Source organism: Bradyrhizobium sp. Leo78 (assembly GCF_059512425.1).
Genome location: NZ_JCAMOT010000006.1, coordinates 54,294 through 79,327 on the forward strand (window position 1 = coordinate 54,294; position 25,034 = coordinate 79,327).

A 25,034-nucleotide genomic window follows, 5' to 3' on the forward strand; every position below is an offset into this window, starting at 1 on the left:
ATTGCTTCGTCGCTACGCTCCTCGCAATGACGGAGGCCATCACCCCATCTCCGCGATGCGCCGCGCATAGAGCCGGCGCAGCGGCTCCAGTTGCGTCGCGGCGGTTGCCGCCCGATACGCTTGGCGCGCGGCGTCGGTGCGGCCGAGGCGGCGCAGCAGATCGGCGCGGACAGCCGGCAGCAATTCGTAACCCTTGAGGCTGCCGCGCGCTTCCAGCGCGTCGATCAAATCGAGTGCGCGCGCTGGGCCGTCGACCATCGACACCGCCGCGGCATGATTCAGCTCGATCACCGGTGAGGGGCTGATGCGCAGCAGCACTTCATAAAGGCCGGCGATCTGCGGCCAGTCGGTGTCTTTATAACTTGGCGCGCGGGCATGCAGCGCCGCGATTGAGGCCTGCACCGTGTAGGATTGCGGCCGGCCGGGCATGCGCAGCGCTTCCTCCACCAATCGCAAACCTTCGGCGATCTGGCTGATGTCCCACAGCGAGCGATCCTGCTCCTCCAACAGCACGATGTCGCCGCCTGCGGTTTCGCGGCCGGCGCGGCGCGCGTCGTGCAGCAGCATCAATGCTAGCAGTCCCTTGATCTCGCCGCGGGCAGGCATCAGCGCATCGATCAGCCGCGCTAGCCGGATCGCCTCGCGCGCCAGATCCGGGCGCATCAGGTCCTCGCCGGAGGTCGCCACATAGCCTTCGGTGAAGACGAGATAGATCACCGCCAACACGCCGCGCAGCCTCGGCTCCAGCGCCTCCCGCTCCGGCACCTCATAGGGAATGCCGGCGAGGCGAATCTTCTGCTTCGCGCGCAAGAGCCGCTGCGCCATTGCGTCCTCGCTGACGAGGAAGGCGCGCGCGACCTGGGCCGTCGAGAGGCCGCAAACCGTGCGCAGCGTCAGCGCGACCTGCACCTCGTCGGCAAATGACGGATGACAGCAGGTGAAGATCAACCGCAGCATGTCGTCGTCGAGCGTGGCATCGGCAAGCTCGGAAGGCGCGGACGCATTGAGCAGAAGTTCGTGCGTCAGCTCCTGCTGCTTGCCGCGGAAGACGGCGTTGCGGCGGATGCGATCGATCGCCTTGTTGCGGCCGACATTGACCAGCCACGCACGTGGATTCTCCGGCAGCTCGCCCGCATACCAACGCTCCAGCGCCACCGCGAACGCCTCCTGCAGCGCGTCTTCCGCAAGATCGAAATCGCCGACGAGGCGGATCAGCGTCGCCAGCGCCCGGCTCGCCTCGTCGCGGAAGATCTTTTCGATCTGGGTCGGAGTCATACGGTGACGCCATTACCCCGGAGTGGCGGCGCTAGGCCATCACTTATCATACACCCAGATCGGCCTCACCTCGATCGCGCCGAGCCTCGCACTCGGGATGCGCGCGGCGATCGCGAGCGCCGTGTCGAGGTCCTTGGCTTCGATCAGATAGTAGCCGCCGAGTTGCTCGCGCGTCTCCGCGAACGGGCCATCCGTCGTCAGCGTCTTGCCGTCGCGCACGCGCACCGTGGTCGCAGTCGTCGTCGGCCGCAGCCGGTCGCCGGCCTTGAAATTGCCGCTCTGGATGATGGACTGGGTGAACTTGCCGTATTCCTCCATCATCTTCTGACTCGTTGCCGCGTCGAGTTTCGCGTACTCGACCTCATTCTGGTAGATCATCAACAGATACTGCATCGCGAAGTCTCCTTTTCATCGGCTGGATCGCCGACATCCAGTCGAGCGGGGCCGACGCAAAACGACATCTTCAGGATAGTTTATTTTAGTGAGGTTCCGCAGGCCGCTTTCGCCTTGACCTTGCGGCCACAAACCCCCATGCCTACTGGCGTCAGTCGGCCGGACGGCCGCTCCCGCAAGCGCCGAAAGGCCGCGGGGGAGGAAAGTCCGGGCTCCATCGACATACGGTGCCGGATAACGTCCGGCGGGGGCAACCCCAGGGAAAGTGCCACAGAGAACGAACCGCCCGCCTCCGCCCTTCGGGGCTCCGGCGCGGCAAGGGTGAAAAGGTGCGGTAAGAGCGCACCGCGTTTCCGGCAACGGAGACGGCATGGCAAACCCCACCGGGAGCAAAACCGAATAGGGACGGCACCGCAGGCTGTTCGCGCAAGCGATAACGCTGCAGGGCGATGTCAGGCCCGCCGTCCGGGTAGGTTGCTCGAGGCCGTCTGCAAAGGCGGTCCCAGAGGAATGGCCGTCACGTACCATTCGCGAGAATGGTGCCCTACAGAACCCGGCTTACAGGCCGGCTGATGTTCTAAAGCGTTTTCAAGCGAAGTGGGTTTCCGGTTCGCGTGAAGAAAACGCCTCTTGGTGGACCAAATGAGGGGTTCGGCGCAACACGCCGGACCCCTCGCCATTTTTGGGGCGCCGTGAAATGACGTCGCGAGTCACGGCCATGGTACCTACCGGGCACGTCGTGTAAACGTCGGGCCAATGACAATGAGAACAAGACGATGATGGGCGGATTCGCGCTGGCGGTGCTGTTTGTCGGCGCGTTGGCCGGGGGCTTCGTATCCGGCCTTGCCGGCTTCGGCACCGCGCTGATGGCGCTGGGGATCTGGCTCTACGTTGCGCCGCCTGCGGTTGCCGTGCCTTTGGTCCTGATCTGCTCGGTCGTCGGCCAGCTCACGACCCTGCCCTCGATCTGGCGCTCGATCGATTTCAGGCTGGTCTGGCCATTTGTGGTCGGCGGGCTCGCCGGCGTGCCGCTCGGCACGCTGCTGATTGCCCATGCCGATCCCAACACCTTCAAGCTGACCATCGGCGTGTTTCTGCTGGTCTTTCCCATCGCGCTCTCTTTTCAGCGCAGGCCAATGGCGATCAAGTTTGGCAGCAAGCCGTTCGACGGCGCCATCGGATTTGCCGGCGGCATCCTTGGCGGCCTCGCCGGCCTGTCCGGCCCACTTCCGATTCTTTGGGCCAGCGTGCGCGGCTGGACCAAGGAGCAGCGGCGCGGGATTTTCCAGACCTTCAACTTCACGGTGCTGGCGACGGCGCTGGTGCTTCAGGCATTCGCCGGCTTCGTCACAAAGCAAGTTCTCACGCTGGCTGTCGTGACCTTTCCGGCGACGGTGGCCGGCGCCTGGCTCGGCGCGCGAATCTATCATGCGCTGAGCGACCGGAATTTCACAAACATCGTGCTCGGGCTTTTGTTTCTCTCCGGCATCGGGCTGGTGTGGAGCGGAATTGCTCCGAGGTAGCGCGCGCATGGCTGCCATATGCACCGAGTAGATTGCTGTACGCGGGGCAGTGAACCCGCTATCCACGCCTATCATGTCCTCGTCCTCCCCGCGCGAACGTTTCGGCCTGTTGCTGGGCTTCATCGGCATGGCGATCTTCGGCGGCACGCTGCCGGCGACGCGGCTTGCCGTCGCGGAAATTGATCCGATTGCCCTGACCGCGATCCGCACCGCAGTCGCCGGTCTATGCTCGCTCGCGCTCCTGCTCGTGTTGCGGCGGCCGCTGCCGCGGCGGGCGCTATGGCCGCAGCTTGCGCTGGTGATGCTGTGCGTCGCCATCCTGTTTCCACTGCTGATGGCCGAGGGCATGCAGCGGGTTGACGCCTCCCATGGCGGCGTCGTGCTCGGCGTGCTGCCGATCGCGACCGCGCTGGTGGCGGTCGCCATCACCCACGAGCGGCCGCGGCCCTTGTTCTGGGTCGCCGCTGTCGTCGGCGCCGCGCTCGTGATCGCCTTTGCGCTGCGTGACGGCGGCGGCACGCTGTCGACGGGCGACCTCTTCCTGTTCGCCTCCGTTGCGGTTTCCGCCGTTGGCTATGCCTTCTCCGGACGGCTCACCGCGGAGATGCCGGGCTGGGAAGTCATCAGTTGGGTGCTGGTGATTGCGTTGCCGTTCGCGCTGCCGGCGGCGGCGCTGACGATGCCGGCCGATCCGATGCACATCTCGCTTAAACCCTGGCTTGGTCTGCTCTACGTCGCGCTGTTCTCGCAATGGATCGGCTTCTTCGCCTGGAATGCCGGCATGGCGATGGGCGGGATCGCGCGGGTGTCGCAGGTGCAATTGTTGCAGCCCTTCGTCACCTTCGTGCTCGCCTCGCTGTTCAACGGCGAGACGATCACCCCGCAGGTCGTGCTGTTCGCCGCCGCCGTGGTGGCGACGGTCGCGATCAGCGCGCGCACGCGGGGCCGAAAGGTTGTCGTTCCGAAGCAACGCGCAGCGTTCGCCCTGACGCGCGCCCCGGAATGACGGCGACTACTCCGCCGCGGAGACCTCGTCGAACTCCATCGCCTGCCGCTCGAACAGGCTGCGATAGATGCCGCCCGGCCGCGCGGTCAGCGCGGCATGGGTGCCCTGCTCGACGATCTCGCCGCGATCGAACACCAGGATGCGGTCGAGGCCGCGCACCGTCGACAGCCGGTGCGCGATCACGATCGAGGTGCGGCCCTTCATCAGCCGCTCCATCGCCTCCTGGATCAGCGACTCCGATTCCGAATCCAGGCTCGAGGTCGCCTCGTCCAGGATCAGGATCGGCGCATCGGCGAGGAACGCACGCGCCAGCGCGACGCGCTGCCGCTCGCCACCGGACAGTTTGACGCCGCGCTCACCGACCAGCGTGCCGTAGCCCTTCGGCAATCGCATGATGAAATCGTGCGCATTGGCAAGCCGCGCCGCGTGCTCGATCGCCGCCATGCTGGCGCCCGGCCGGCCATAGGCGATGTTCTCCGCCAGCGAACGGTGGAACAGAATCGGCTCCTGCTGCACGATCGCGATCTGGCTGCGCAGCGATTGCTGCGTCGCGTGAGCGATATCCTGGCCGTCGATCAGAATCCGTCCGCCCGAGACGTCATAGAGCCGCTGCACCAATTTCACGAACGTGGTCTTGCCCGAGCCGGACCTGCCGACCAGGCCGACACGCTCGCCGGCGCGGATATCGATCGACAGCGCGTCATAGAGCGGCGTGCGATGGCCGCCGTAGAGGAAGGTGACGTTGTCGAAGGTGATCCTTCCGCCCTGGACGTCGATCGTCTTTGCGTCAGGCGCATCGACGATGCCGAGCGGCTCGCCATGGATGGTGACGAGCTCCTCCATGTCGTTGACCGAACGCTGCAGGTTGTTGATGTGCATGCCGACGTCGCGCAAGTAAGCGTGGATGACGTAGTAGCTCGTCAGCACATAGGTGACGTCGCCCGGCGAGGCGCGCCCGGCAAGCCACAGCAGGATGGCGCCGCCGATCACCGATGCGCGAAAGCACAGGAGCACCGCGAGCTGCGCCATATTGGTTGCGTTGTAGCGCAGCCAGGTGCGCAGCACCCGCCTGCGCCAGCGGGCGATGACGCCGGCGAGCCGCGTATCTTCGCGCGCCTCGGCCCCGAACGATTTCACCACCGCGTTGCAGGTGAGCGCGTCCGCCAGCGTGCCGCCGACCTTGGTGTCCCAGGCGTTGGAGACGCGCGCAGCCGGTGCAATATAGTTCACCGAGAGCACGATGGTCATCGCGACATAGACCACTGCGCCGACACCGATCACGGCGCCGAGCACGGGCCAGTGCAATCCGAGCAGGATCATCGAGCCGACCAGCACCATCAGCGACGGCAACAGCGCCATCAGGACGGTATCGTTGAGCAGGTCGATCGCCCACATGCCGCGGGTGATCTTGCGCACGGTCGAGCCGGCGAACGAATTGGCGTGCCAGTCGGTCGAGAACCGCTGCACCCGCGCGAATGCCTCGCGCGCCACATCCGACATCGTCGTCAGCGTGAACGGCACGATCGCCTGCAACCCCATAAACCGCAGGATGATCGACAACAGGCCGAGCGCGACGATGCCGCCGAATGCAACCATCGCCGCATGCCGCGCCGCCTGGTCCGCGGTGCCGAGCGTAAGCGCGTCGACCAGATGGCCGGAATAGACCGGCATGAAAAGGTCGGCGACAGTGGCGCCGAGAAAGCCGACCAAGACGGTCGTGGCGCGATAGGGCTGCCTCAGCCAGTGGCGGAATACAAACGGGATCACGACGCGGATCGCGGCGGGACGTTTGCTAGTCGAAAGAGTCATGGCGCAATCCGGCCGCGCTCGTCGCGCAGGCGGCTCCATCTGAATTGACGCGCGACGGCGCAAAAGCGCGCGAGACGGACGTCTTTGAATGATCGGTAAGTTGTTGGAAGGCTTGGAGGACCGGGACGTCAGCCCCGATCAGAACCGGCGGTCAGTGGTGCGACCGAATACCCAGCACAAGCATCGAACGGGGGCGCGCGATCTGCGAATAAGCCAAAATCATGCAAATCTCCCCGGTTCGAGCGACGACGCGTTGCTTATAAATGCGTCACGCCTGATTTGCAAGATGACAAAGCCGTGAGCTGCGCCTTCGCGCTAATGCCCGCCGCCGCCAGGTGCCGCCGCCGACGGCTTGTTCAGGAGCAGCACGAGAAGACTGAGGCCGACATAGAACACCGTCAGCATGAAGAAGGCGTCGCCATAACCCATGACCGCGGCCTGGCGGTGTACGATCTGCGACAATTGCTTCAGCGCCATCATCGCGGAATCGCCCATGCCCTGCATGCGCTGGGTGAACATGTTGAGCGTCTCGACCGCCGTCGCATTGCCCCAATGCACCCGATCGTGCAGACGCGAAATGTGCAGGTCGGTGCGCTCGTTCAGCACCTGGTTGATGATGGCCAGTCCCACCGCGCCGCCGAGATTGCGCATCAGGTTGAACAGGCCGGAGGCATTCTTGACCAGATGCGGCGCCAGCGTGCCCAGCGCAATGTTGTTGGTCGGCACCATCGCGCACATCATGCCGATGCCGCGCAGGATCTGCGGCACCAAGAGTTCGTAGAAGTCATAGTCGCGCGTGATCCAGGTCATCTGCCAGGAGCCAAGCGCGAAGGTGACGAGGCCGAAGGCGATGATGTAGCGCAGATCGACCTTCTGCATCAGCTTCCCGACGACCGGCGCCATCAGGAACATCGTGATGCCGGAGACGAACATGGTCTCGCCGATCATCAGCGCGCTGTAGCCGCGAACCTCCGCGAGATAGCGCGGATAGATGTAGGTCAGGCCGTAGAGGCCGATGCCGATGCAGAACTGCAGCACGCAGCCGATCGCGAAATTGCGGTTGCCAAACGTCCTGAGATCGACGATCGGCTCATCGACGCTGAATACCCGCCAGAAGAAAGCAATCGCTGAGACGAAGCAGACCGCGGCGAAGATCGCGACCGACGTGTCCTGCAGCCACTCATATTGCGGTCCTTCCTCCAGCACATATTCGAGCGAGCCGAGGAAGCCCGCCATGAACAAGAGGCCCCACCAGTCGAAGCGCTCGAGCAATGCGAAATTCGGCTGGTCGAAGTCGATCAGCGCGAGCACGCCAAGCGTGATGCCGATGCCGGGCACGATGTTGATGAAGAACAGCCAGTGCCACGACATCAGGTCCGTGATGTAGCCGCCCACCGTGGGTCCCACGGTCGGCGCCAGCGTCGCCACCAGCCCGATGATCGGCGCGACGATGTGGAACTTCGAGCGCGGAAAGATCGTGTAGGCCGAAGCGAACACCGTCGGGATCATGCCGGCGCCGAGAAATCCCTGCAGGGCGCGCCAGAGGATCATTTGCTCGATCGAGGTGGCAAAACCGCACAGGAAGCTCGAGACGGTGAAGCCGAAGGCGGAGATCGCGAACAGCAGCCGCGTGCCGAGCGCGCGCGACAGGAAGCCGGACAACGGAATGGCGATGACCTCGGCGATCAGATAGGCAGTCTGCACCCAGGAGACTTCGGTCGAGCTCGCCGAGAGGCCGGCTTGGATGTCCGAGAGCGATGCGGAGACGATCTGGATGTCCAGGATCGACATGAACATCCCGAACACCATGATGACGAAGGCGACCACCCGCTTCGGCTCGATGCGCTCGCTGGCGGCCGCGGCATTCATCATGTTCGGCGAAGCGGTGGTGGCGTCGGCCATATCTGCTCACCTGCGCCCGGAGCGTTCTCCGGGCTCAAACTATCACTGCGGATGAATCATCATCGGTGCATCGAGATCGGCATCATTGTCGGCGTCGTGTGCGCCCTCGCTTGTATCCACGGTGGTGTAGACCGACATGCCTGCGCGCAGCAGGTTCTGTCGCGCGACACTCTTCGGCACGCGGATGCGGACCGGCAATCGCTGCACGATCTTGGTGAAATTGCCGGTGGCGTTGTCCGGCGGCAGCAGCGTGAACACCGAACCTGCGGCCGGTGAAATGCTGTCGACCACGCCCTTGAACTTGCGGTGGCCGTAGGCGTCGACCGAGATCGTCACCGGCTGGCCCGGGCGGACACGCTTGAGCTGCGTCTCTTTATAATTGGCGTCGATGAAGACATCGTCGAGCGGCACCACATTGCCGAGCCGCTGGCCGACCTGGATGAAGTCGCCGACATTGACGAGACGGTTGGAGAAGGTGCCGTCGACCGGCGCGCGCACCGTGGCGAAATCGAGATCGCGCTCGGCCTTGGCGAGCTGGGTCTGCAGTTCGGCGAGCGTGGCGCGGGCCTCGTTCTGCTGCGCCTTGGTCACCTCGACATTGTCGCGCGCAGCGTCATAGGCGGCCTGCGCCGACTTCACCGCGGCAACGCCCTGGTCACGGTTTGCCTCCGAGACTTCGAAGGTGGCGCGCGAGGCAAAGCCCTTGGTGCTCAGCGCCTGCTGGCGGTCGAAATCGAGGCCGAAGCGCTTCAGGTTCGCTTCGGCGGAGGCGAGTTGTGCCTGCGCCTGCTCGACTGCGCTTTCCAACGCGGTGACCTGGCGGCCGATGCGCTCGATGGTCGCCTGCTGGGTGGCGATCCTGCTGCGCGCCGCGTCGACCGCGATCCGGTAGTCGCCGTCGTCGATCCGGAAGATCACTTCGCCGGCGCGAACGATCGCGTTGTCGGCAGGCAGGATCGCCGCCAGATGACCGGAGACACGCGCGCCGAGCATGGAGTTGTTGGCGCGCACATAGGCGTCGTCGGTCGAGATGTAGAAGCGTCCCGCAACGAACCAGTAGACGCCGTAGCCGACGGCGGCGAGTGCGAGCAGGCCGAGCACACCCATCATGACGAATCTGCGCTTGGCGGGTTTTGGCGCGGCGGCTGGCGCTGCCGGCTGCTCCGGTGCTGGCGCGACCGGCGTTTCGGCAGGCCGGCGCTTGGCTTCTTCGGGAGCGGGGCCACGAAGCTGCTCTGCCGGCTGAGCTGATGTGTTGCGCACGGACTCGCCCTCGACCTCCGGCTCGGAGCGAACGACGCGTGCAGCCTGATCTCTCGCCGCGGCCATAGCCGGACTCCTCATTTACCCCGTCACGACGCAAGCGAGGCCCGGCGGCCGCTGCGGCATCGTGTCTTAACATCTATCATTGACCGAACGGTTCGGTCAAGTTACATTACTTTGGAGGAATCCTAAGGAGAAAATCGCTTCCGGACAGTAGCCCGGACGGAAATGTTCTCCGAGAGACTAAACCAATGGTTGCAGGCCGGACATCCCCGCTTCAGATCGTTGCCGAGGAGGACTCCTCCAAGCGGCGACAGATTCTCGACGGTGCCCGCAAGGTGTTCCTGGAATTGGGTTTCGACGGCGCCAGTATGGGCGAGATCGCCCGCGCCGCCGGGGTCTCCAAGGGCACGCTTTATGTCTACTTCGACGACAAGTGCCGGCTGTTCGAGGCGATCGTCGAGGAAGAGAAGATCGAGCAGAGCAAGGCGGCTTTCAATTTCGATCCGCAGCGCGACGTCGATACCACCCTGCCCGAATTCGGGCGGGCCTACATCGCCCTGCTGTGCCGGCCGGGCGGCGGCTCGGCGATCCGCACGGTGATGGCGATCGCCGAGCGGATGCCGGAGGTCGGCAGCCGATTTTACGAACAGGTGATCGCGAGCAACGTCAAACGCTTTGCGACCTATCTCGAAGCTCGCGCCGGGCACGGCGAGCTTGCGATCGACAATTTCGAGCTCGCTGCCTGGCAATTCATGCAGATGTGCCAGGCGACGCTGTTCCAGGCTTTCATCTTCCAGGCCAAGCCCTCGCCATCGCCCGAGCAGATCGCCACCGTCGTCGACAGCGCAACGCGCGTGTTCCTGGCGGCGTATCGGCCGAAGCCGGCGTAGCGGCGACGCCGGTTTTGCCCCTCATGGTGAGGAGCGCGTAGCGCGTCTCGAGACGATGCTTCGCATCGCTCGGAGAACCATGAGGCCCCGCTAGTGGCCTCGCCCTTTGAGACGGCCGCTGCGCGGCCTCCTCAGGGTGAGGAGATAGACTGGGATCACAACCCTCTCCATCGTCCCTGTTCGCAATCACCGAGAGCCGTCGTTCCGGGGCGATGCAAAGCATCGAGCCCGGAATCCATTTCGTCGCTTGCGCCTGTGGCCTGATGGATTCCGGGCTCGCGCTACGCGCGCCCAGGAATGACATCGGAGGTGCTCACGGCTTGAAGACGTAGCCCGGACCGATCGCCACGGCCTCCGGGATTGGCGGCAGGTCGGAGAACAGTTCGGGGTGATCCTTCATCACCTTCAGGATGTATTTCGGCTCGATATGCTTGTTGACGTCGAACGTCGCCTTGATGATGCCGAGCCGCGACAGACGGTCTTCGGCGCCAAAGAGCGCGCGGTAATTGTTCGCTGACAGACGGCGGTCAGCCTGCTGGATGTTGAACTGCATCGCGGCGTCGGCGATTTCCTGCTTGAGGCCAGGGATCCAGCGGGTTGCGACCTGTGCGGCCTGCTTCGGGTTCTTGCGCATCCACTGGTCGGCCTCGGAGACCGCAGCCAGGAATTTCTCGATGGTGTCGCCGTTGGCCTGCACCCATGGACGCAAGGCGACGTTGAAGCCGAGATAGGAGATGACGTCGCCGCCGCGGATGATCTCGACCGCACCGGGCACATCCTTGCCCGCAACGATCGGCCACGGATCCCAGCCGGAGAAGGCATCGATGCCTTTGGCGAGCAGCGCGACCGTCATGTCCGGCGGCGGCGTGTTCACCAAGGTGACCTCCTCCGGCTTCAGCCCGGCCTTCTCCAGGATGCCGAGGATATAGAGGTGGTTGATGGTGCCGAAGGATGCCGCGATCTTCTTGCCCTTCAGGCTGGCAAGGTCGCCCTTGACGATCCCTGAGCCTTCGCGCGCAACAATCGCCATGGTCGCATCGGAGCCTGCCTTGGTGGCGTTGCCACTGTAGTTGCCGAGCGCGACGAGATCCATGCCGCGCAGCACCGCACCGATCATGGGCACGCCGACCTGCACGATCTCGCTCTCGCCGGCCTGCAGCGCGTTGAGGGCATCGACGCCGGTGGCATAGGGCCGCGCGATGGTGACGTCGAGGCCGTATTTCTCGAAGAAGCCGCGCTCGAGCGCGATCGGCAATCCGATCTGGTCGATGCCGGTGACCATGCCGGCCTTCAGCTTGGTCAGCGTCTGCGCGCCCGACGGCGTGCAGAGCAGCGCGAACGCCATCGCGAGCAGCAATAATCGTTTCATTCTCCTACCCTCCCGGTTTTATCGGCCCCACCGCCGTCACCCAGTACGGCCGGGCGACGGCGTTGAGGTCCGTTCGTTTGACGCCACGCAATTCAATGGAATGCTCATCAGTGCCCGAGACACGTCCATATTGCTGGAATGCGAGCACGTGGAAACGCTCGGGCGTGAATGGCAGCTCGATCTGCACATTGACCTTCTCGGACGTGCCGGCGAGCTCCGGCGAAATCTTGCCGGGCGCGGCCAGGATCAGCCAAAGCTGAAACCCGGCCCAGGCGGCGATGACGCCGAGCACGATGCGGCCCTTGGTCGAGCGGAAGGCTTGCGCGACGAGGCTCATGCGGCACGCACCATCTGCAGCACGCGCGCGCAGAGCTGTTTGAACTTGTCGTCCTTGACCAGATCATCCCACACCCGCGGCCGCGGCAAATCGATCTCGATCTGGTCGAGGATGCGCCCTTTCGAAAGCACGACGACGCGGTTGGCGAGGAACACCGCCTCCGGCACGTCATGGGTGATGAACAGCACGGTCGGCTTGCGCTCCTGCCAGATCCGCGTCAGCTCTTCCTGCAAGGTCATGCGCGTCTGCGCGTCGACGCTGGCGAAGGGCTCATCCATCAGCAGCACATCCGGATTGTTGGCGAGCGCGCGCACCACGCCGACGCGCTGCTGCATGCCGCCGGACAATTCATTGGGGTAGCGATGCGCCGCATGCGAGAGGCCGGCGAGCGCGAGATATTCGCGCGCGATGCGGTCGCGCTCGGCCTTCGGCACGCCGCGCATCTTGGGGCCGAAGCCGACATTGTCGAGCACGGTCTTCCAGGGAAACAGCGCAAACGACTGGAACACGACGCCGCGCTCCGGGCCCGGTCCCTTGACCGGCTTGCCGTCGAGCAGGATCTCGCCGCCGGTATAGGGAATGAAGCCGGCGATCATATTGAGGATGGTGGTCTTGCCGCAACCGGACGGGCCAACGACGGAGACGAACTCGCCCTGCTCGACGTCGATCGAGACGTCGTGGACGGCGTTGACATGCGAGCCGGCATAGGGATCGAAATAGGTCTTTGCGAGGTTCTTGAGCGAAAGCGTCTTCATGATGTCACCAATCCCCAGCGCTGGCCGGTCGCGCGTTCGAGCGGCGCGAGGATCCAGGCGTCCACGATGTACCAGAGCAGTCCGAGGATGATCATGCCAAGCAGGATCTCGACGGTGGAGCCGGAACGGCGCGCATCGAACATCATGAAGCCGATACCGCTGGTGCCGACGATCATCTCGACCGCGATCAGCGCGCGCCAGCCATAGCCGAGGCCGTTGCGGAGGCCCGTGATGATGTTGGGCAGCGCGCCCGGCAGCGTCACCTCCCAGAGCACGCGCGCCGGCGAGGCGCCGAGGCTGCGCGCGGCGCGTGCGAGATCGCGCGGCACCGATTCGACGCCGAGCACGGTGTTGAGCACGACCGGGAACAGCACGGTGTAGACAATGACGAAGGTCATCGTCGTGAGCCCGAAACCGAACCAGATCAGGAGGATCGGCAGCCAAGCGATGTCGCCGATCGCTTGGAAGAACAACAGGATCGGCCAGCAGATGCGATGCGCCCAGCGGCTGGTGCCGATCAATACGCCCAAGGGAATCCCGAGCGCCATGCCGACGGCGGCGCCGGTGAACAGGCGGATCACGCTGTCGCCGAGATAATCCGGCAGGATGCCTTTGTAGGTCAGCGTGACGAAAGAGTTCACGACATCGACCGGGCCGGGGAAGAACGCACGCGGAAAGATGCCGGCTGCGGCAACCGCGCTCCAGAGCGCCACCACCGGAATGAAGGGGATGATGGCCGCGAGCGCGGGCCAGCGCCGCGTCATCCGTGCGTAGCCGCTCCAGAATTGCAAGAGAACATTCATGCGCGCCTCACCATGCCCCAGCGCTCGATGGTCGCCCGCTCCAGCGGGACCAGCAGCAGACGGTCGATCAAGAGCCACAGCACGCCGATCACGATCATGCCGAACACGATGACCTCGGTGCGGTAGAAATCGCGAGCGACGAACAGCATGTAGCCGAGCCCGACATTGGTCGCGATCATCTCGGCCGCGATCAGGCCGCGCCAGGCAAAGCCGAGCCCGGTGCGGACGCCGGTGACGATGTTCGGCAGCGCGCCCGGCAGCAGCACTTCCGTCAGCAAGGCCCAGCGGCCGGCGCCGAGCGAGCTTGCGGCGTTGCGCAGCGTGTGCGGGATGGTCTTGACGCCGAGCAGCGTGTTGTAGGCGACGACGAAGAACACGGCGTTGAAGATCACGAAGACGATGGCGCCGAAGCCATAGCCGAACCAGAGCGTGGCGATCGGAATCCAGGCGATGCCGGCGAGCACGGAGAAGAAGCGGAACAGCGGCGTCAGGAACGCGGCAACCGTCGGGCTCACGCCCATCGCGATCCCGAGCGGTACGGCGGTGACGACGCCGATCAGCGTGCCGAGGCCGACGCGCAGCAGGCTCGCGCCGACATGGGCAAGCAGCGTGCCGTCGCGGATCGAATCCATCGCGGCCGTGCCGACCGCGCCAACAGAGGGGAAGACCCGCGGATTGATATCGAACAGCGGAACGACGATGGCCCAGATCGCAACCAGCGCAAGCAGCGGGGCGACGAATATCGCAGCCCCCGCGAGCGAATTGACGCCGCGCGCAAGCCACGGCGATCGCCGCTTCAGACTGCGCGTCACCTCCATGCCGCCTCCCCTGATATGATGCAGCCTTTGCCGGCCTTTATTGTCGTTTATCGCGTCCGTGCCGCCTTAGACACGCGACGCCATGCCTCATGTTGCGCAAATTGTGATGTCGCGCAATCGCCTATCCTGCGTAGATCACCCAGGCGGGAGCCGGACGCCCGGTAAACAACCAAAGGATGTGCGCAGCATCGGATCTCGGCGATCCCTGCACTGCCTCAGCGCGCTACCCTCACACGAGCGAGCAAAGGCTATTCGTCGGTGAATTCATCTTCTTCGTTGACCTTGGCCTTGCGGCTGAACCAGGAGGACTTCTTGCCGCCGAGCGAGCCCGTGACATTGGGGTCGCGCGAGGCATAGGGGTTGCGCGAATTGGCGCGCGCGGCGATCTGCTCGCCGGAGACGGCGGCGGGCTCGCAGATGACGCGGCGGCTGGCGCGGCGCATCAGGTCAACGTGAATGTGATCGTAGTGGAAGCGGTTGGAGCCCGGCGCCAGCACGGTGTTGAACTGCTGGCAGGCCCCGCCCTGGACGTCGCGCAGGAATCCCTGCTCTTCCGGCAGGCCGCGCCAGCCATCCTTCACCGAGATGCGGCGGCCGTCGGCGAGCGTGAAGCCGGCGATGTCGAGCGCATTGCCGAAGGCGTGCTCGGAAATATGCGCACTCGGATTGCCGTTCATGCCGCGGCAGGAATAGGCGGAAATCTGCTTGATCTCGACCACGCGCGCACCGAACCAGCGCGTCGCCGCGGGCTGCACGGAATCGGCAAGCCAGCGGTCGAGCGCGGAGACGATCGGACAGGCGAGCGTCGCGGTCGGCTTCAGCGTGACCGGGCCGACCGCAGTGACGGGATTGCCGCGCTCCGGCCCGAGCCGCGGCAGCGGCCCGGCGGCGCCTTGCGACGGCGAATAAGGCCCGGGGGAATAAGGTGCGGAAGCGCGATCGCGCGGCGGATAGCCTTGCGGTGTGCCAAAGGCCGGACCGCCCGGCGGCTCCGGGGAGCCCTCCGCCGGCAAATCGATGTCGTCCTGCTGCGGCGCGACGCCGGGAGCGCTCAGCGAGATCGGCCCGTTCGACGGCGAGCCGTAGCTCGGCTGGCTTGGCGTCGAGTTTGAATAATAAGGCGCCTGCTGCGGCCGCGGCGCCGGTTGCGGCGCGATCGGCCAGCGCGGCTGGCTCCGGCTCGAGCCAATATCGGCCGGCGGACGCAGATCGTCGGCAAAGCCAAAGCTCTGGCTGCCCTCACCGAGCGCAGCGACCTTAAGCGGGAATTGCGCACCGCACGCGCCGGGACCCGAGATCGGGTCGATGCGCACGAGGTCCGGCCCTTCCTTCACCGCTCCGGATTTCAGGCAAGCGACTTCGGCCTCGGCCCGCCAGGGTTCGCGCTCGGCCTGGAAGAAACCGCGACCGCAACCTACCAGCGAAACAAGGACGACGGAGCCGACGAGATACAAACGAACTCCACGCGTCATGCGCGGCAGATTCGGCGAATTTATTTAAGGACTCTTCAACGCGTTGTTTTTACGCATCTTTAACCATACGGCCGCCGGCCCGGGACGCCTCAGGCAGGACGGACAGCATCGCTGGCTTTTTCGGCCGGGAACGGTTTGGTAAATTTCTGCGTTCTATGCGGGCAGGCGCAAACGCTGGGAGCGTTCTCGATGGCTATGAGTCTTCTCGTCAGCCGGCTGAGTGTCATCGCCGCCTATGTTGCGCTCGCCTTTGTCGGCGCGATCGTGCTTGGCCTGCTGTAGGCTTTCCCTGGAAACCTGGATTGAACTTGCGCCCGGCGGCTCGCCCGCCGGGCGTCAGCTTGATTGCTACCAGCTATAACGCACGACGCCCTTGCCGGCGTAGGAGCGCGTAACGTCGGAGAACTCGCCCTCGAAGGTCGCGGCTGCCGACCAGCCGTTCATCCAGTTCAATTCGGCAGACGCGGTGGTGAGCGCGGCATCATGCGCCAGCGCCGCGCCGCTTACGACAAAGGACGCGCCGGGCAGCGTCTGGAAGGTCGCTGCGACATTGCGATCGGTGTTGAAATCATGCGCCCAGGCAACGCGGCCGCGCAAGGTGAGCACCGCATCCGGTATCGCGAAGGACTTGTCGGTTCGCACGCCCAATTCGCTGCGCGGCGCGGTGACGGTCTTGGCGCCGTAGGCCAAGGCGAACGCACCGACGCCGGCCACGACCTGTTCCGTATAGGCCGGCAGATCGAACGTCGTGAACTGTGCGGCGGCATAGGGCGTGACCGCTCCGATCCACGGCGTCAGCAGCCGATAGCCGCCCTCGATGCGGCCCGAATAGGCATTGGCGTTGAACTCAGCGTGCAATCGATGGAGGCCGGCGCCGATCACGGTGCGATCGGTCGTGATGTCCTGCCAGCCATAGGCGAGCGCGCCCAGGACATAGGCCGCACCGACATCGTGGCGCGCGAAGACGCCAGCCTGAAACAGGTCGGAGCGACCGCTGCCGAGCGAATTGGCGACCGAGAAATTGGTGCCACCGCCGGCGAGCGTGAAGCCTACAAGCGTGTTCGGCGCGATCCGGTAGTCGGCGCCGACAGCCGCGCCGTAGATGCGGCTGGACGTGTTGTTCGATCCAAGCGCGGCGTTGCCGTCGGTCGTCTGCGAGCCGCCGAAGCCGGACGCCCAGACACTCCAGCGTTGCAGGGCCTGCACCGGCGGCGGCGCCTTCCGATACACGGCGGTATAGGCATCGCGTTCGGCGCGCGATCGCGGCTTCCGCGCCGACGCATAGGCGTTGGCGCTCTCGGAATCATCATCGGCGAACTGCGCAGCGCCGGGCGATGGAGATACCTTGTCGCCACGTCCGGCGATGGTGGGATCTGTCATGATCCCCATGAACATGTTCATCGCGTTGAAGGTGGTCTGCTGCGAGCCGGTCGACGTCTCGCCTGAGGCCTGCGTCAACCCAGCCGGCGTCAGGCCGCCGAAAGCGACGGGGATGCTGCCGCCGGCGTTGAAGAAGCCGGTCAGCACGTTCGCCAGCCTGGCCTGATTGATGTTGAGGCCGGAGTTGGGCGCAAAGTTGAGCGCAAGGTCCAGATAGACGTTGTTGGCGTCATAGTTCAGGCCGCCGCTGACCGAAGGCAGGTTCGTCGCGACTGATGAAGCAAAGGTGCCGCTGACGCCGCCGCTCGCGTTCAGGATGGTGTAGTGCTTCTGCAGGGACGCACCGAGCAAGGACACGTTCACAGCCGCGCCGCCCGGCGTTGCGGTGCCGGTGACGTTGGTTCGACTGGCGCCTGTGCCGTCGACCTGCACCAGATAGGTCGAGGCCGCCGTGAAGCTGAGATTGCCCTGCACCGTGAGCGTGCCTGACGTCGTGGTCCCCGGCGCGAGGACACCGCCGCTGACCGCGGTGTTTCCGACGCTGCCGATGCCGCCGAGCGTACCACCATTATTGACCGTCACGTCGCTGGCCAGCGCGCCGTTCACGAGCAAGGTGGCGCCGGCGAACACGCCGGTGCCGTTCTGATAGGTCTGTGCGTCAGTGATGGTCCATCTGCCGCCCTGCACGTTCAACGCCTGGAAGTTGACGACGTTCGACAGCGTGCCCGAGCCCGGGCCGAACAGGTTGATGGTGTTGGTGCCAACGCCGCCGTCGATCCGGCCGACGATGCTGGAACCGCCATACAGATTGAGCGTGTCGTTGCCGCCTTCCATGCTGATGGCACGGCCGGAATTGCCGATGATCGCGCCGTAGTTGGAGAGGACGTCATCGCCCTCGCCGGTCTGGATCGCCGCGCCGTCGCCGCGAATGAAACGGGTCGAGCCGGTTCCGGTATAGGTCACGCCATTGAGCGTGCCGACCGAACCGGGATCGGGATTGCCGTTCTGCAGCAGCGTCGTTCCGTTCGGGTCCGGGATCGTGCCATTGCCGATGATGGTGCCGTAGTTGACGATGGTGTCCTTGTCGGCGGCGGTACCGGTCTTGTTCTCGGAACGGATTGCATAGCTGTTGTTGCCTACAATTATGCCGCCGGCATAGTTGATCAGATCAAGTGCGGACGATCCGCTGCGCGAACCATCGGGATTGGAATCATTATTGACGACGATACCCGCAGCGGCCCCCGAAATGGTGCCATAATTGCGGATCGTACCACCGCCGATCGCAAGGCCTTCGCTGTTGTTGAAGCGGAGGCCATCATCCGCGCCTTTCGCGCCCGTGCCCTGGATGGTGCCGTAGTTCGTCAACGTGAGCGCGAAGTCGACATCGATGCCGTCGCCGTCGCCGCGCGCCGACGTGGTATCGATCGCGCCCGTGATGGTACCGTAGTTGGTGACGACAGCATTTCCGCCGGACCCGACGCCCGAGCCGTCGCGGCCGATGATGGTGGCTCCGGCCTCGTTGTAGACTGTGATGTTACTGCCGACGTCGCCAGCGGTGCCACTCTTGGCGCCCGAGATCAGGCCGCCCGCGTAGTTGTAGACGGTGCCGCTATGCCCGAGCTGCAGGTCGATGCCGTCGGCGCCGGGACGGTCCGTCGGCTCTGGCGCCGAATTGGCGACGATCTGGCCGTAATTATAGACCGTGAAGTTCTGGCCCGGCCGCATCGCGTCGGCATTATCGGAAGTGATAAGGCCGCTGGCACGGTTGGTGATGGTGACCGTCGCAGCGCTCGAGGTCAGGTTGTCGAAGTCGAGCGCCTGGCCGGTCGCCGACTTGATGGTGCCGGCGTTGTCGATCGAGAACGATGCCCTCGTGCTCGAATTGGTGCTGCCGGAGCCGTTGATCTGGATGGCATCGTCAACCGACTGGATGGTCGCACCGGCATTGTTGACGATCGCGAGCGAGGCGACGTTGTCGAGGTTGGTATTCGCGCGAATCGCGCGGGCGGAGCCGTCGATCAATCCGGAATTGGTGATGGTGGTGGTGCCCGCACCGATCCGCATCACGTCATTGCCGAGCGCTTTGAGCGTGCCGCCGGCTTCGTTCGTGATCGAGAACACCGCCGTATTCGAGGTGACCGAGTTGAAGTCGAACACGCGACCGTTGTTCGTCGACTGGATGGTCCCGAAATTGTCGACCTTGACCGTTCCGCTGGTCAGACCGCTCTGGATCCGGAACGCATCGTTGGACGATGTGAACAGCGCATCCTTGTTGTTGATCAGCGTGAAGTTGCCACTGATCGCGCTGTTGGAGGTATCGATGCCGCGCGACGTCGCGGAAATCGTGCCGTCGTTGGTGATGACCACGCCGGGCGAAGCAAGCCCGGTGGTCCATGTGATCGCCGTCCCGATGACCGAGAGCGTGCTTCCATCCGCGACAAAACCGGTATCGTTATTCGAGACCGTCTTCGCAGTCACCGGATCGTGGCACACTGAAGCTTGCAGCTAAGGCAGAACCAAACGCGATAGACGACGCAGCAACAACCAATGCGAGCTTGCTCGCATGGCTCAACAATTCAACTTTCACCACCAGTCCCCTGAAACCTGCAGTGCGCGGCAATCTGGAGTCCGCATGTAACAGTTTGATAACAACGCATTTGCGTGTAAGACATGCGTGGGCGCTTGTGATATAATTACAACGAGCGAAGATCTGACTTGTCTTCAAAGCCTGAACGACCCGGCGTCGCCGACCAGACGTTGCAGCGCGCCGCGTTGGCGCTGCAGATGCAGCGGCCCGACGAGGCCGAGCGATTGGCGGCAGCGGTGTTCAAGGCGAACCGCGGCAACGTGGCGGCTGCGGCGCTGCTTGGCCGCGCGCTGATGCTGCAGAACCGCTTTGATGAGGCGATCACTCCGCTGCAGAAGGCCTCGCGTCGCGGCGACGACCCCGCGGCCGAGACCCTGCTTGCCGTCGCGTTCGCGGCCACCGGCCGGCGCGACGACGCGCTCGCGCTCCTGCGCCAGGCGATCGCCCGGCGGCCCGCGTTCCCGCCAGCTTTCCTTGAGTACGCCGGCCAGCTCGCATCGGGCGGAAAGATCGACGAGGCGATCGCCGCGCTCGAACATGGTCTTGCGCTCGCGCCTGGAATCGTCGAGCTGCAACTTCGTTTGGCAACCCTTTACATCGGCCGCAACAAGCGTGCCGAGGCGCGCGCGTTGCTGCAGCAGTCGGCAGCTGCCGCGCCTGCGCGCCCCGACGTGCTGGCTGAACTCGCGCGCGTGATGGTGCTGGACGGTGACTACGCCGCGGCCGTCGATGTCTTCCACCGCGCGCTCGCGCTGCGCCCGGATGATGCGCCAACGCGCGCCAACCTCGGCATCTGCCTGATGGAGATGAATGAACGCGCCGCCGGCGAGGTAAGCCTGCGCGAAGCCGCACGCGGCAGGCCGGACATGATGGGTCGCGCAATCATGTCGCTCGCCGCCGCCTCGCACGGCCGCTTCTTCCTGCGCCCCAGCGCCGCGGCGAAATTCTTGACCGGCTAGCGCCTGTACGGACAAATCTGGTTCTGCGCGTCAGAAACTCACCAATCGCACCATCGCTTGCTTGCGGCGTATGACCGATGAAACGATTGGTCCGAGCAAATGAAATACTTCAGCAACAGCATTTGTGCAAAAAGCAATACAATCGGGAGCTCGGCGACAACTGCGGATATGCCGAGACGCTTTACGATGTGACGGCAGCGTTGGGGCGATATCTCGTCCAGATAGCCGCAATCAGCGATGAGGCAGTTTTTCGGTGAGCAGCTTACGAAACATCATCGACGTTCATTCGCATCCCATTCTGCCCATTGGCAAAAAATTACCCGTCGGCTCGCCAGAAAAGATGCCTCAGTGGTCGGTCGAATACGCGCTATCTTTTATGCAGGAACACGGCATAGCCGCTTGCATTCTCTCAATCCCGGATGCGGCCAACTACGCAACGGGCAAAGATGGGCGTGATATCTCGAGACGAATAAACGAAACCTTGGCAGACATTGTCTCGCGACATCCAAGCAGATTCGGAGCGCTCGCCACCATACCCGGCTTGGATGCTGAAGCAGCGTTGGCCGAGATTGAGTATGCGCTAGATGCACTGAAAATGGACGGTGTCGCGACGTCAACGAGCATCAATGACGTGTATCTCGGCGACCGGCTATTTGATCCTTGGTTCGCAGAGTTGGATCGGCGGGGCGCAACCCTGTTTGCGCACCCCACGTTCACGAAGGCGTCACAGCCGGTGCTGAATGGCTTGAACCCTAGCGTGCTTGAATTTGTGTTTGATACCACGCGCATGGTCACGAACTTGGTCGTTACCGGCACCAAGAAACGCTTCTCAGACGTCAAAATCATTGCGACACACGGCGGCGGCACAATTCCATTTCTCGCATCAAGGATTCAGGTACTTGAACACACGTTTGGAGTAGGACCCGGACTGCTTGAACTTTCCCCACAGGATGTGAACGACGGTCTTGCCTCATTCTACTATGACTTAACGGACGCTACGTCCGAGGCTCAATTATCAGCGATTCTAAAGCTCGTTCCGGTCTCTCAATTGTTAATTGGCCTTGATTTTCCTCTGATGCCGCGGTCCAGCTTTGCGCCGGCGCTCGATGACATAGCCGGATATCCACAGTTCGACGCAGATGATTTGCAGAGTCTTTGTTTCGGCAATGCCGGACGATTGTATCCAGCCTTAAGGGCGCGGGTGGAGCGACAACGTTAGCGCGAAGCGAGCCTGCGAAGCATGCGCGGCAGGCCGGAGATGACAGACCGCGCGATCATGTCGCTCGCCGCCCCCTCGCGCGGCCGCTTGTTCCTGCGCCCCAGCGCCGCGGCGAAGTTTTTGACCGGCTAATCCGGGAAGCCTGCTGAGCCGAACCAGACCTGTTGCGTGCTCAGTGCAGCGGCGCGATCACACGAACGGGGCGCTCAAACCCAGCCCAGTTCCTTCAGCGCCAAGCCTGAATGCCATATCTTCGTCATATGGCTGATCTTGTCGCCAGTAAATTGCATCACGTAGACGTAGTCCGAATTCGTCTTTTTGCCGGTCGGCTCACATGGACCACCGGGACCGGTATGGGTGCCCGAAAAGACGGCATAGGCTGCGACGTTGTTCCGTTCGGTGTCGGTGGCGAAGGATTTCACCTGATAGCTGCCGTCCGGCAAGGTGGTCATTACCCCCTTCATCCAGTCAGTATATTCCGCAAGAGTCTTGATACCGGCAAGCGGTTCGGCCTGAGCGGCGAAAGTCGCATCTGGAGCACAGTAGATCTTGCAGATCTCCCAGCCCTTTCCAGTTTCGCAAGCGGCAAAGAAATCCTTGGCAATTGCCGATATCGACGCCATGGCTGCTTCCCCTGTGCGCGTGGGACGGAATGTCTCTTTTTTAGCACTTCGGCCGTTGCTGGCCACGAACAAATCGAAGTCGATCAGCGTTTCGCGACTTTGTCGTACGTTGCAATGATGCGCTTCAAATCGTCATATTCATTGCATTGTATCAGGCAGATCCGTCCGAGAGCAGCGAGATGCTCATTGGCTTTGGCAGGATCGCCTTGGGTCAAGTAGGCTTCACCCAAATGTTCATGCGCGCTGCGGTGCCGGGGGTTTAACGCTAGAGCCTGCTGATAATGCCGGATTGCCGGATCGAACTGCCGCAGGCGCCGATAGGCGTAACCAAGGTAGTTCTGAATGTCGGCATTGCGGTCATCACGGAGCGCAGCGGATGTAAGCGCCTTGATTGCTTCATCCCATTCGCCCGCGACGATCGCTCGTTTCCCCGCCGCGAAATCCGGATCGAGCACCGCCCAATCCGCGGTCTCCACCATCGATCCCATCGTCGAGCAGATCGGCCAGGCGTCGACTGCAATCGCCGCGTCGGAACGGACCGCGTCTCCGCGGACGGCCGCGACCTGATCGTGGCGACCGGATGCGGTCAGGATGTACGCCGCCGCCACTGCGGTCATCACGCCCATCACGGCGGCGATTAGGATTGATCGCATCATGGTCATCATGCCGGTTAGCCGGTTGCCGCACATCTGTGCGCGGCAACCGTCCCATTCACTGCTGCATCAACGATGCCTTGGCCTCGCTGATCTCCAGCCGATCCGTGTCCGCGTCTTTCGTCATCTCGGCAAGCTTGCGGTAATACCGCGCGGCTTTCTCCGGCTGATTTATGGCCTTCGCCGCGGTGGCTGCACCGTACAAGCCGCGCAGCCGATTGGGCGCCGACACCAGCGACGTCTCGTACTCCGTCAGCGCTGCTCCCGGTTGCTGCTGTTGAAGCAGCAGGTCGCCCAACAATTCCCGCATCGGATACAGTCGGTTCTCCATCGCGATGTGCTTCTCGCTGTCATCCTCCAGGTCCGCCGCCGTTCGCATCAGCTTCACCGACGCCTCCCTCTCCCCCTTGGATTGCGCAATCCAGGCCGACGCCGCCAACATCTGGATTTCGACTTGGTTCGCCCAATAAGACTGGCTTGCGTTGTCCAACGCAGCGTGAAGCTCCTTAAGTTTGGCGACATCGCGCTCGGCTGCGGCGAGGTCGCCACTCCGGGCCGATCCCGTGGCGCGGGCAAAATAGGTGATGGCCTCGGCCTGTGGAAATTGGCTGCCTCTCGGCTCGAGCACTGCCGCTTCCGTCCATGCCTGACGTTCCAACGCAAAGCGCGCCGGCACCGCCGCAAGAGCGGTATAGCTGGCGAGATAGTCAAACCCGAGCTTCTTTATCGCATTACTCTCGTCGCGTAGCTGCTTCGCTGGTCCCTCCTGTCCCATCTGCAGCAGGGCGTACTCCATGAAATCCAGATGGTGCGGCTGACCTGGATGTGCCGCCCCAGGCCAGAGCTTGGCGGCTTGCGCTTCGGCGAGCGCGAGCGATTTCGTGTTCGATGCGACCGATTGCGTCCACATCCCGAGCATGGAATAGGTGTGCGAAGGCATGTGCTGGGCATGCTGAGACGCGGGGGCGACCTCGGCATATCTGTTGGCGGCATCAAGACCGCGCTGCGCAAGCGTCGGATAATCGTAGGTGTGGATCAGGTAGTGCAGCACGCCCGGATGCTCCGGCAGCTTCGCCTCGACCTTTTCGAGGATCGTGCCGGCCTTGAGCTGATTGGCAAAGGTCTTGTCGCTGTGCAGGGCCGTCTCGTTGAGGGCGAGCGCATAAAAAACGGCCGCCTCCGGATCATCCGGATATTTCTGCATCAGCGCTTCCATCGCCTTTTCGTAGGCAAGCCCGCGCTTGGTTTGATCGACTTTGTCAAAGTCCTTGTAGTAAACCTCGATCGCGTTGAGCCAGTCGCGCTCGCGCTCGGTCTTGGCACCGATCGCCTTGCCCTTCTCCACCGCCTCCCATCCATTCTTCAAAGCGGCGGCGGTGAGCGGCAGGATCAATGGGTTGGGACGGCTGCTTATGGCGATGCCCCAGTACGCAATGGCACATTGCGGATCGGCGGTCGCCGCTTCGGTGAAAACCTGGATGCTGTCCGGATAAAAGAATGAATGCACCATCGCCAGGCCGCGATCGAATTTCTCTTGCGCCTGCGGCGTACACGAGGTCTCGAAGTGCACGCGGCCAAGTCCTTGCGCCCAGGCCGCGGTGGCGAAGGTGCTTGCCAACAGCGCTGTGACGAACGTTCCCAAGTTCGGTCTCATGGCGCTCTCTCCTTTGGGTCGAAATGGCAGTTTCAGCGCAATCACCGCCGCGCGGTCGTGCGCAGTGCAAATGCTCAGTGAGAGACCGGCATAAAAGGATCGTCGGTTTTAGGAGCGTGCGATGCCTGCCGACAGCATCTTTCGCTGCCCATTCGGCTCTAACGGAGACGTCGGCAAATCCCGTCTCGAAAGGCAGCTCTAGGAAAGGAAGGTACACGATCTCGCGCCCAGCCAAAAGAGGTTGCATGTCGTGCCGGGCGCGGCCTATTCGACCGAACTGATAGCCGAAACGTCCATTGGGGCTCAAAAGGCGAAGCGGGCGGGCGCGTCTAACGAGCACA

General features: G+C 63.6%; 20 protein-coding genes and 1 other RNA gene. 6 read left to right on the plus strand and 15 right to left on the minus strand.

Annotated features, from left to right (window positions below; all coding sequences use genetic code 11):
- Positions 1-39: 39 nt before the first annotated feature.
- Positions 40-1,275: an RNA polymerase sigma factor gene (locus tag AC5ZG1_RS09770; protein ID WP_496132718.1), complete on the minus strand. Its 1,236-nt coding sequence runs from the start codon at positions 1,273-1,275 to the stop codon at positions 40-42.
- 39 nt (positions 1,276-1,314) lie between these two features.
- Positions 1,315-1,668, minus strand: coding sequence for a YciI family protein (locus AC5ZG1_RS09775; protein ID WP_456642438.1), 354 nt, complete (start codon positions 1,666-1,668; stop codon positions 1,315-1,317).
- A gap of 151 nt (positions 1,669-1,819) precedes the next feature.
- On the opposite strand from AC5ZG1_RS09775, the gene rnpB reads away from it, so the two are divergent.
- From rnpB to AC5ZG1_RS09790, 3 genes are all read left to right on the plus strand, one after another.
- Positions 1,820-2,245, plus strand: an RNA gene (rnpB, locus tag AC5ZG1_RS09780) — RNase P RNA component class A.
- A gap of 202 nt (positions 2,246-2,447) precedes the next feature.
- On the plus strand, positions 2,448-3,191 hold the full coding sequence (locus AC5ZG1_RS09785) for a sulfite exporter TauE/SafE family protein (protein ID WP_496132843.1): 744 nt from the start codon (positions 2,448-2,450) through the stop codon (positions 3,189-3,191).
- A 73-nt stretch (positions 3,192-3,264) separates the two neighbouring features.
- A complete protein-coding gene (locus AC5ZG1_RS09790) occupies positions 3,265-4,197 on the plus strand; it encodes a DMT family transporter (RefSeq protein WP_496132719.1) in 933 nt (310 codons plus the stop codon).
- A 6-nt stretch (positions 4,198-4,203) separates the two neighbouring features.
- On the opposite strand, the gene AC5ZG1_RS09795 is transcribed toward AC5ZG1_RS09790, so the two are convergent.
- From AC5ZG1_RS09795 to AC5ZG1_RS09805, 3 genes are all read right to left on the minus strand, one after another.
- On the minus strand, positions 4,204-6,045 hold the full coding sequence (locus tag AC5ZG1_RS09795; protein ID WP_496132720.1) for an ABC transporter ATP-binding protein: 1,842 nt from the start codon (positions 6,043-6,045) through the stop codon (positions 4,204-4,206).
- A 276-nt stretch (positions 6,046-6,321) separates the two neighbouring features.
- Complete coding sequence (locus tag AC5ZG1_RS09800) at positions 6,322-7,908, minus strand: DHA2 family efflux MFS transporter permease subunit (protein WP_130227678.1); 1,587 nt, start codon at positions 7,906-7,908, stop codon at positions 6,322-6,324.
- Between the two features lie 42 nt (positions 7,909-7,950).
- Positions 7,951-9,237, minus strand: coding sequence for an HlyD family secretion protein (locus tag AC5ZG1_RS09805; protein ID WP_456642435.1), 1,287 nt, complete (start codon positions 9,235-9,237; stop codon positions 7,951-7,953).
- Positions 9,238-9,422: 185 nt separating this feature from the next.
- Between AC5ZG1_RS09805 and AC5ZG1_RS09810 the strand changes: the two genes are divergently transcribed.
- Positions 9,423-10,064, plus strand: coding sequence for a TetR/AcrR family transcriptional regulator (locus AC5ZG1_RS09810; RefSeq protein WP_456642434.1), 642 nt, complete (start codon positions 9,423-9,425; stop codon positions 10,062-10,064).
- A gap of 313 nt (positions 10,065-10,377) precedes the next feature.
- Here AC5ZG1_RS09810 and AC5ZG1_RS09815 read toward each other — a convergent pair whose 3' ends face one another.
- The 7 genes from AC5ZG1_RS09815 to AC5ZG1_RS09845 form a co-directional block, all read right to left on the minus strand.
- A complete protein-coding gene (locus AC5ZG1_RS09815; RefSeq protein ID WP_496132721.1) occupies positions 10,378-11,433 on the minus strand; it encodes an ABC transporter substrate-binding protein in 1,056 nt (351 codons plus the stop codon).
- 4 nt (positions 11,434-11,437) lie between these two features.
- Positions 11,438-11,770, minus strand: a complete 333-nt coding sequence (locus AC5ZG1_RS09820) for a hypothetical protein (protein WP_496132722.1) — start codon at positions 11,768-11,770, stop codon at positions 11,438-11,440.
- Complete coding sequence (locus AC5ZG1_RS09825) at positions 11,767-12,525, minus strand: ABC transporter ATP-binding protein (RefSeq protein WP_496132723.1); 759 nt, start codon at positions 12,523-12,525, stop codon at positions 11,767-11,769. Before AC5ZG1_RS09825 ends, AC5ZG1_RS09820 begins: the two co-directional genes overlap by 4 nt.
- Positions 12,522-13,328 (minus strand): ABC transporter permease, encoded by an 807-nt coding sequence (locus tag AC5ZG1_RS09830; RefSeq protein ID WP_028168082.1) that lies wholly within the window; start codon positions 13,326-13,328, stop codon positions 12,522-12,524. Before AC5ZG1_RS09830 ends, AC5ZG1_RS09825 begins: the two co-directional genes overlap by 4 nt.
- Complete coding sequence (locus tag AC5ZG1_RS09835; protein WP_496132724.1) at positions 13,325-14,146, minus strand: ABC transporter permease; 822 nt, start codon at positions 14,144-14,146, stop codon at positions 13,325-13,327. The genes AC5ZG1_RS09830 and AC5ZG1_RS09835 overlap by 4 nt, the downstream gene beginning before the upstream one ends.
- 248 nt (positions 14,147-14,394) lie before the next feature.
- Positions 14,395-15,618: an extensin-like domain-containing protein gene (locus tag AC5ZG1_RS09840; RefSeq protein ID WP_496132725.1), complete on the minus strand. Its 1,224-nt coding sequence runs from the start codon at positions 15,616-15,618 to the stop codon at positions 14,395-14,397.
- 348 nt (positions 15,619-15,966) lie between these two features.
- Positions 15,967-19,476 (minus strand): autotransporter domain-containing protein, encoded by a 3,510-nt coding sequence (locus tag AC5ZG1_RS09845; RefSeq protein ID WP_496132726.1) that lies wholly within the window; start codon positions 19,474-19,476, stop codon positions 15,967-15,969.
- 294 nt (positions 19,477-19,770) lie between these two features.
- Here AC5ZG1_RS09845 and AC5ZG1_RS09850 point away from each other — a divergent pair, with 294 nt between their 5' ends.
- Together AC5ZG1_RS09850 and AC5ZG1_RS09855 are read left to right on the plus strand one after the other, a co-directional pair.
- Entirely contained in the window at positions 19,771-20,544 is a 774-nt protein-coding gene (locus AC5ZG1_RS09850) for a tetratricopeptide repeat protein (RefSeq protein ID WP_496132727.1), read from the plus strand.
- Between the two features lie 253 nt (positions 20,545-20,797).
- Complete coding sequence (locus AC5ZG1_RS09855) at positions 20,798-21,763, plus strand: amidohydrolase family protein (RefSeq protein ID WP_496132728.1); 966 nt, start codon at positions 20,798-20,800, stop codon at positions 21,761-21,763.
- A gap of 206 nt (positions 21,764-21,969) precedes the next feature.
- On the opposite strand, the gene AC5ZG1_RS09860 is transcribed toward AC5ZG1_RS09855, so the two are convergent.
- The 3 genes from AC5ZG1_RS09860 to AC5ZG1_RS09870 all read right to left on the minus strand — a co-directional run bounded on the left by AC5ZG1_RS09860 (position 21,970) and on the right by AC5ZG1_RS09870 (position 24,693).
- Complete coding sequence (locus AC5ZG1_RS09860) at positions 21,970-22,386, minus strand: ester cyclase (protein WP_496132729.1); 417 nt, start codon at positions 22,384-22,386, stop codon at positions 21,970-21,972.
- Positions 22,387-22,469: 83 nt separating this feature from the next.
- Positions 22,470-23,003: a tetratricopeptide repeat protein gene (locus tag AC5ZG1_RS09865; RefSeq protein ID WP_496132730.1), complete on the minus strand. Its 534-nt coding sequence runs from the start codon at positions 23,001-23,003 to the stop codon at positions 22,470-22,472.
- A gap of 94 nt (positions 23,004-23,097) precedes the next feature.
- Positions 23,098-24,693, minus strand: coding sequence for a hypothetical protein (locus tag AC5ZG1_RS09870; RefSeq protein ID WP_496132731.1), 1,596 nt, complete (start codon positions 24,691-24,693; stop codon positions 23,098-23,100).
- Positions 24,694-25,034: the final 341 nt, after the last annotated feature.

Excerpts from the sequence above, each read along its gene's own strand:
- AC5ZG1_RS09770 (WP_496132718.1), bottom strand. The coding sequence starts at position 1,275 with ATGACTCCGACCCAGATCGAAAAGATCTTCCGCGACGAGGCGAGCCGG.
- AC5ZG1_RS09775 (WP_456642438.1), bottom strand. The coding sequence starts at position 1,668 with ATGCAGTATCTGTTGATGATCTACCAGAATGAGGTCGAGTACGCGAAA.
- AC5ZG1_RS09785 (WP_496132843.1), top strand. The coding sequence starts at position 2,448 with ATGGGCGGATTCGCGCTGGCGGTGCTGTTTGTCGGCGCGTTGGCCGGG.
- AC5ZG1_RS09790 (WP_496132719.1), top strand. The coding sequence starts at position 3,265 with ATGTCCTCGTCCTCCCCGCGCGAACGTTTCGGCCTGTTGCTGGGCTTC.
- AC5ZG1_RS09795 (WP_496132720.1), bottom strand. The coding sequence starts at position 6,045 with ATGGAGCCGCCTGCGCGACGAGCGCGGCCGGATTGCGCCATGACTCTT.
- AC5ZG1_RS09800 (WP_130227678.1), bottom strand. The coding sequence starts at position 7,908 with ATGGCCGACGCCACCACCGCTTCGCCGAACATGATGAATGCCGCGGCC.
- AC5ZG1_RS09805 (WP_456642435.1), bottom strand. The coding sequence starts at position 9,237 with ATGGCCGCGGCGAGAGATCAGGCTGCACGCGTCGTTCGCTCCGAGCCG.
- AC5ZG1_RS09810 (WP_456642434.1), top strand. The coding sequence starts at position 9,423 with ATGGTTGCAGGCCGGACATCCCCGCTTCAGATCGTTGCCGAGGAGGAC.
- AC5ZG1_RS09815 (WP_496132721.1), bottom strand. The coding sequence starts at position 11,433 with ATGAAACGATTATTGCTGCTCGCGATGGCGTTCGCGCTGCTCTGCACG.
- AC5ZG1_RS09820 (WP_496132722.1), bottom strand. The coding sequence starts at position 11,770 with ATGAGCCTCGTCGCGCAAGCCTTCCGCTCGACCAAGGGCCGCATCGTG.
- AC5ZG1_RS09825 (WP_496132723.1), bottom strand. The coding sequence starts at position 12,525 with ATGAAGACGCTTTCGCTCAAGAACCTCGCAAAGACCTATTTCGATCCC.
- AC5ZG1_RS09830 (WP_028168082.1), bottom strand. The coding sequence starts at position 13,328 with ATGAATGTTCTCTTGCAATTCTGGAGCGGCTACGCACGGATGACGCGG.
- AC5ZG1_RS09835 (WP_496132724.1), bottom strand. The coding sequence starts at position 14,146 with ATGGAGGTGACGCGCAGTCTGAAGCGGCGATCGCCGTGGCTTGCGCGC.
- AC5ZG1_RS09840 (WP_496132725.1), bottom strand. The coding sequence starts at position 15,618 with ATGACGCGTGGAGTTCGTTTGTATCTCGTCGGCTCCGTCGTCCTTGTT.
- AC5ZG1_RS09860 (WP_496132729.1), bottom strand. The coding sequence starts at position 22,386 with ATGGCGTCGATATCGGCAATTGCCAAGGATTTCTTTGCCGCTTGCGAA.
- AC5ZG1_RS09865 (WP_496132730.1), bottom strand. The coding sequence starts at position 23,003 with ATGACCGCAGTGGCGGCGGCGTACATCCTGACCGCATCCGGTCGCCAC.
- AC5ZG1_RS09870 (WP_496132731.1), bottom strand. The coding sequence starts at position 24,693 with ATGAGACCGAACTTGGGAACGTTCGTCACAGCGCTGTTGGCAAGCACC.